The sequence below is a fragment of the Terriglobales bacterium genome (assembly GCA_035764005.1).
Taxonomy (GTDB): Bacteria; Acidobacteriota; Terriglobia; order Terriglobales; family Acidobacteriaceae; genus Gp1-AA112.
Genome location: DASTZZ010000084.1, coordinates 1 through 5,147, shown reverse-complemented (window position 1 = coordinate 5,147; position 5,147 = coordinate 1). Strand labels below are relative to the sequence as shown.

The 5,147-nt window shown below is 56.2% G+C and carries 6 protein-coding genes; all 6 read right to left on the bottom strand.

Annotation, left to right across the window (positions count from 1 at the left end; translation table 11 throughout):
* The coding region (locus VFU50_14060; protein ID HEU5233984.1) for a Gfo/Idh/MocA family oxidoreductase at nt 1-998 on the bottom strand (998 nt) is incomplete at its 3' end.
* A 427-nt stretch (nt 999-1,425) separates the two neighbouring features.
* Nucleotides 1,426-3,024 carry a hypothetical protein gene (locus VFU50_14055; protein HEU5233983.1) on the bottom strand — a complete coding sequence of 533 codons (1,599 nt, stop codon included), beginning with the start codon at nt 3,022-3,024 and terminating at the stop codon, nt 1,426-1,428.
* 244 nt (nt 3,025-3,268) lie between these two features.
* On the bottom strand, nt 3,269-3,625 hold the full coding sequence (locus VFU50_14050) for a hypothetical protein (GenBank protein ID HEU5233982.1): 357 nt from the start codon (nt 3,623-3,625) through the stop codon (nt 3,269-3,271).
* A gap of 74 nt (nt 3,626-3,699) precedes the next feature.
* Nucleotides 3,700-3,954 carry a hypothetical protein gene (locus VFU50_14045; protein ID HEU5233981.1) on the bottom strand — a complete coding sequence of 85 codons (255 nt, stop codon included), beginning with the start codon at nt 3,952-3,954 and terminating at the stop codon, nt 3,700-3,702.
* Complete coding sequence (locus tag VFU50_14040) at nt 3,951-4,385, bottom strand: putative toxin-antitoxin system toxin component, PIN family (protein HEU5233980.1); 435 nt, start codon at nt 4,383-4,385, stop codon at nt 3,951-3,953. Before VFU50_14040 ends, VFU50_14045 begins: the two co-directional genes overlap by 4 nt.
* Nucleotides 4,386-4,439: 54 nt before the next feature.
* A partial coding sequence (locus VFU50_14035; protein ID HEU5233979.1) for an ABC transporter ATP-binding protein occupies nt 4,440-5,147 on the bottom strand: 708 nt, incomplete at its 5' end.

Below are 5,147 nucleotides of genomic sequence, written 5' to 3'. Positions count from 1 at the left end.
TGATCTTTCACCGGCAGATTCACTTCTTCGATCATGTTGCGGCGACTCACCCGCATACGCAAACCGGTGTAGTTCTGTGCGGGCTCGAGTTCGAACCAGCCTTGTGTTGTCACAGCGCGGAAACGGGATTGACCTGAGTATCCGTAGCTAGAAGAGCAATTCGCGTGAACGCCGCTCGGGAAATGGAGCTGGAACATGACCAGCTCTTCCACTTCTTTGAAGTGCTCGTCGCCGGGCGTGCTGTAAACAAAGGCATTCAGCTCGACGGGTTCTTCGCCGGAGATGTAGCGCGCGGCTTGGAGACCATAGATACCGATATCCATCATCGATCCGCCGCCGGCGAGGGCTTTGTTCAAACGCCACTGCGTGGGATCGCCAATGTGAAAGCCAGTGTCACATTCGATGACTTTGAGTTGTCCAAGCTCCTGCGAGCGCGCCAGACGGATCATCTCCTGGTTGTAAGGCTCGTAGCGGCAGCGATATGCGACCATCAGCTTGCGGTCGGCTTTGTGCGCCGCGTCAATCATCGCCTGGCAATCGGCTGGAGTGTTCGCCATCGGCTTTTCGCAGAGGACATGCTTGCCCGCCTTAAGTCCGCGAATCGTGTACTCGGCATGCATGCCGTTGGGCAGCACGATGTAAATCACATCAACATCTGGATTGTCCCGAATTGAATCGTAGTTCTGGTAGTTGTAGATGTTCTTCGGATTCACTCCATAACGAAGCGCGAGTTTGTTGGCTTTATCCGGATGTCCGCTCACAAATGCGACCACGCGCGACTTCTCGCATTTGGCGAATGCCGGCAGAATCTGGTTAATCGAAAGATTGCCCAGCCCAACAATCGCCCATCCCAACTTGCGCCCGGGAGGATCGGGAACATAAAGCTGCTGCGCCGAAGAGTCCTTGAGTAGCGCTCCGGAGACATTGGCGGCAATCAGTGTTTTGCCGGCCTTTGCGATGAATCCGCGGCGTGTGATGTGGTTTCCGATGTCAGCCATGATGCGCATCCTCTCTTTAACAGATCAGGCGAGTTTCTATAACAGATGAGGCGAGTTGCGGCGACATTCTAACGCTTAGTCGTTGTTTGAAAGACTGCCAGGGCTCATGCGGAGCAGGAACGCCAAGGATTGAGGAGAGATTCACACCTTATATCGGTGCCATCCTGAGGCCCTCTTTTGGCCGAAGGATCTCCCGTAATGCTTGAACCTGAAATGCCCTGGCATGGCTCGCTCCAAAAACAACTCACGTCCATGGGTCATGAGCCCAGAAAGCGCATTTCACTTTGAAGCATCGCGGGAGATCTCTTCGCGCAACCGAAGCGCTTCAGGATGACAGATGATTGAGAGCATCCACGACAAGCGAATGATTCAGGCTTTGTACCTATAAACGCTCCTACTCACTCTCTCCTCAACGCTAAGGCTGGTTTCACTGCGAAGCCGGCGGGAACGTGGCAATTGCGGCGAACCATGTCCCACTTTGGTCCTGGGTAAACGTCGCCTCGACCGGACCGGCTGCCGATTGGATCTCATACTCGTCGGCATCTCCATCCACGTATGTCATTAGAGTAAAACCAGTACCCACTTTCGAGTTCCCAATCGGGAAGGTATAGCCGAAGATGAGTTCTCCGTTTTGCGCGGTCGTTACCAGCCCGCTGCTGAAGCTTGTGCCGGTGTTGCCCTGAGCGAACGTGGTTTGGTCGAAGAGTACGCTTGCTGAGAGACCTTGCCATTCCGAGACATGGGCCTCCATGGCACATCCTCCGGCCGTGGCTTTGATGGTCACAGTATCGGCACCGCCTAATCCGCTTCTTACCCGCCAGAAATAGGCATTGGCTTCCTGCGCTGGGTTGCTCATCGGGCCGGCAACAAGCTCGAAGAGATTCCCGAGCGTGTCGGAGACGGAGAGTGTTCCGGCAGGTCGAACACAGGTGCCGGTCACGATAAGCGACGTTCCCGGCAGCGTGGGATTCTTGAACGATACCGACATCGAGGTGAATCCACCGGCTTCGTTGCCCTGCACATTTGCCTGCACGAGTTTGATTCCACTCACCGGAACAGTAGCCGCAGTAAAGCTCACCGATGCAGGGGCGTCGGCGATGGTCACGGTTTGCGATGAAGGCGTAAACACTACGCCGGTCCGGGATGGAGTCACGGTATATGTACCATCCAGCAGCCCGGAGAACTGGAAGTTGCCATTGCCATCAGTATTCACGGCGGCGACCGAGGTTCCATTTTGGGAGAGTGTCACGACGCTGCTGCTGCCCAGATCCGACGGAGTGATCGAACCACTCAAGGTGTAAGTAGGAGCAGGAGCAGAGTTGCCGGAGAGCACCTCGACCGCAGCCATGTTGTATTGATCGCTTGTCGGAGCCGAATCATTGACGGTGACCAGCGAAGGGCTTGCAATCACGCCATTAATCGCCTGAACCCAGTAGGTATCGCCGACGGGCGACAGGAACTGATGAACCAGGCTCTGGTTTTGACCGACGGTTCTGCCGATTGCGTGATCCCAATCATTGCCTACCCCCAGTACGAGCGAGTTGCTCCCCATCGTGTTCAGGCTGACGGACGGCGCGCCTGAAGGAGCGCTCGCAACCCCGGCAGCGCCAATGGGTGTGGCGGCATTCGCTCCTGTCACAGCAACGATCGTCGCTGAGGCCGATTCCGCGCGGGAGAGTCGTGCTTGCACGCTGGCACTCGTGAGAACGTTAGGCGACCATGCGCTCCAGATCTCCGCGGTGCCGGCCTGGCGGTTCGATCTGGCAATCAGCTTCCAGCTCAGTCCTGTGGTGGAAACTGAAGAGACATTTACCGCCGAACCAACCGGCCCGTCGGTAGAGAAAAACGCCAGCAGCAATTCACCCGCAGCATGTGTGGTGAAACCAGAAACGGTAATCGATGAGTTGGCGCCGCCTTGATCTTTGGACTTAATGACATCAATCGAAGGGATCGATTGACCAAAGGCTGAACATGCCAAGGCAAACACCGACACCAGTACAAGCAAAACGGGGGACTTTCTGCTCATAATCGCCTCAAATTTTTGTGAACTTCGGTTGTACTGATTTGCCGGACCAGGCTCCGAGCGGAGAGCGATTTCCGAATCGGTTCACATCAACGCCTATTCCGAATTTCGACAGCACAATACAGATGGGAGCTAGACGACAGGCGCTACTTTGACTGATTTTGCAGGACGTATCTTAGCAGCAGGGGACCGGAAACGAAATTACATTCTGAAGACTCGCAGGTATTAAAACCGGTGGTGTTAAAAACTACTTCGCCTTGAATGTAATCGAATCCGACCAGTCGTCGATGTGATGATCGTCAGGAGCCGGATGAAAGGTCTTGGCTCTAATGCGATAGCTGCCGGAGGCTCTATAGGTGTGTGAGAGGCCAAGAGCGCAATCGGCGCCGGCCGGACCTGACGGAGAGAACGTGCCATCACCCCAGTCTATCGAATAGCTGCAGCCCACCCATTTTGAGTAAGTGCCCTTTCCCAAATCGGTCAGGCGTTTTGGGCCAGTGATTCGAGCGGAGCGGGGAGTCTTGTTCTCCTCAACGCGCAAGGACTTATCATTCGCGGGCGCCGTCCAAAGGTAGAGGGCGAAGAAGATCCGCACTGTTTTCATGAGAATCGTTGCCGTAAACCTTCAGGCTTTCCCACACAGATACCCGCTCATCTCCGGCAAGCCAAGTGCCAGTTCTAGATGGAAGGTAGTTCATCGCCTGGATCTGGAGGGCGCTTCGGCGCGCGCGCCAGGAAGTGTTTGAGACGCGTACCACTGGCCTTTCCTCGTCGCGACGCAAAGAATTCTGCCGCAGTCTGGACGACTCCAACCTTCTCGGCAACTGCTGCCGCAATCCATTGGTTCAGGGACACACCATCCTCTTTGGCCAGCCGCTCGGCGGCTCGCTTGATGGAAAGTGGCAGTTTCAAAGGATACGTAGCTCTGCTCATCGCGTTACTCGTGTTAACAGATCAGCGGGAGTTAGAATCGGAATTCCGAAGCGCTCCCCGGCCGCTGCAAAATCAGAGACGTTGAAAGTGATCAATGCGTCCGCGAGACCATTCACGGCGGCTTCTAACACCATCTCATCGCTTGGATCGCGGAGTTGAGGCCGCCATTGAAAATGCGTCTCCACTGGCTCGATCAGCGACGCTAGCTCGGCGAGCAACTCATCGACTTCAACTAAGCTGAGTCCATGCACCAGCCGATGCTCTGCCCGCTTCAACAGATCCTCATATTCCAAAAAGAGCGCAGGTGTTGCGAGTGCGATAATCTCGCGATTCGCAACCATCCGAAGAAGGCGGTTGGACGCTCCCAGTCGGCTGCGCAAAGCAGCAACAATCACTGAAGTGTCCAGAACCACTCGCCGAATCTTAGACATCGCATACGATGTCACATCCGATAGTATAGCACCATGCTGCTCGGAATACTTCGGTTAGGTCACCGACTCAGGTTCCGGATAGTGAATGCTCTCATCAGGTTCGCTTACCGGCTCGCTCGATAGCTCCATATGAATTTTGGGGCTGTCGAGGATGACCACACCCTGGTCGTCGGCCAGGGTGCGGAATGTTGGGGAGACTTCGTAGAGTTCTTCGAACGAGCTGGCGCAGGCTTCGAGATGCGACTGCCCTGGAGCGAGTCCTTCAGCGTCGCGCAGGACGAAGAACTTGGTACAAAGGCGTCGCACCGTCGAGAGGCGGTGCGTGATGATTAGCGCGCCCATCTCCTCGCCGAGCACTTCCTCCAGGCCCTTCTGCACGGCTTTTTCTGTCGTCGCGTCGAGCGAGGCTGTGGCTTCGTCGACGACCATGAAGACCGGCTTGCGCATGGCGGCCGCGCCGATCATCAGGCGTTGCTGCTCGCCGCCGGAAAGCTCGATGCCGTGGCGGCCTACGCGCGTATCGAGGCCGTCGGTGAGACGATCGCCGAAGTCGATTTTGAGCTTGCGCATGATCTCCCAGAGTTCATCGTCGGGGACACGCGCCGGCTCGTCGGTGAAGCGGTAGAGCAGGTTGTCACGAACAGTGCCATCGAAGACCTGCGCCTGCTGCGGCACGTAGGCGATCATGTTGAGCCACGACGCGAGGCGGATATCGCGCAGGTCGTGGCCGTCGATCAGGATCGAGCCGGAGGTCGGATCCAT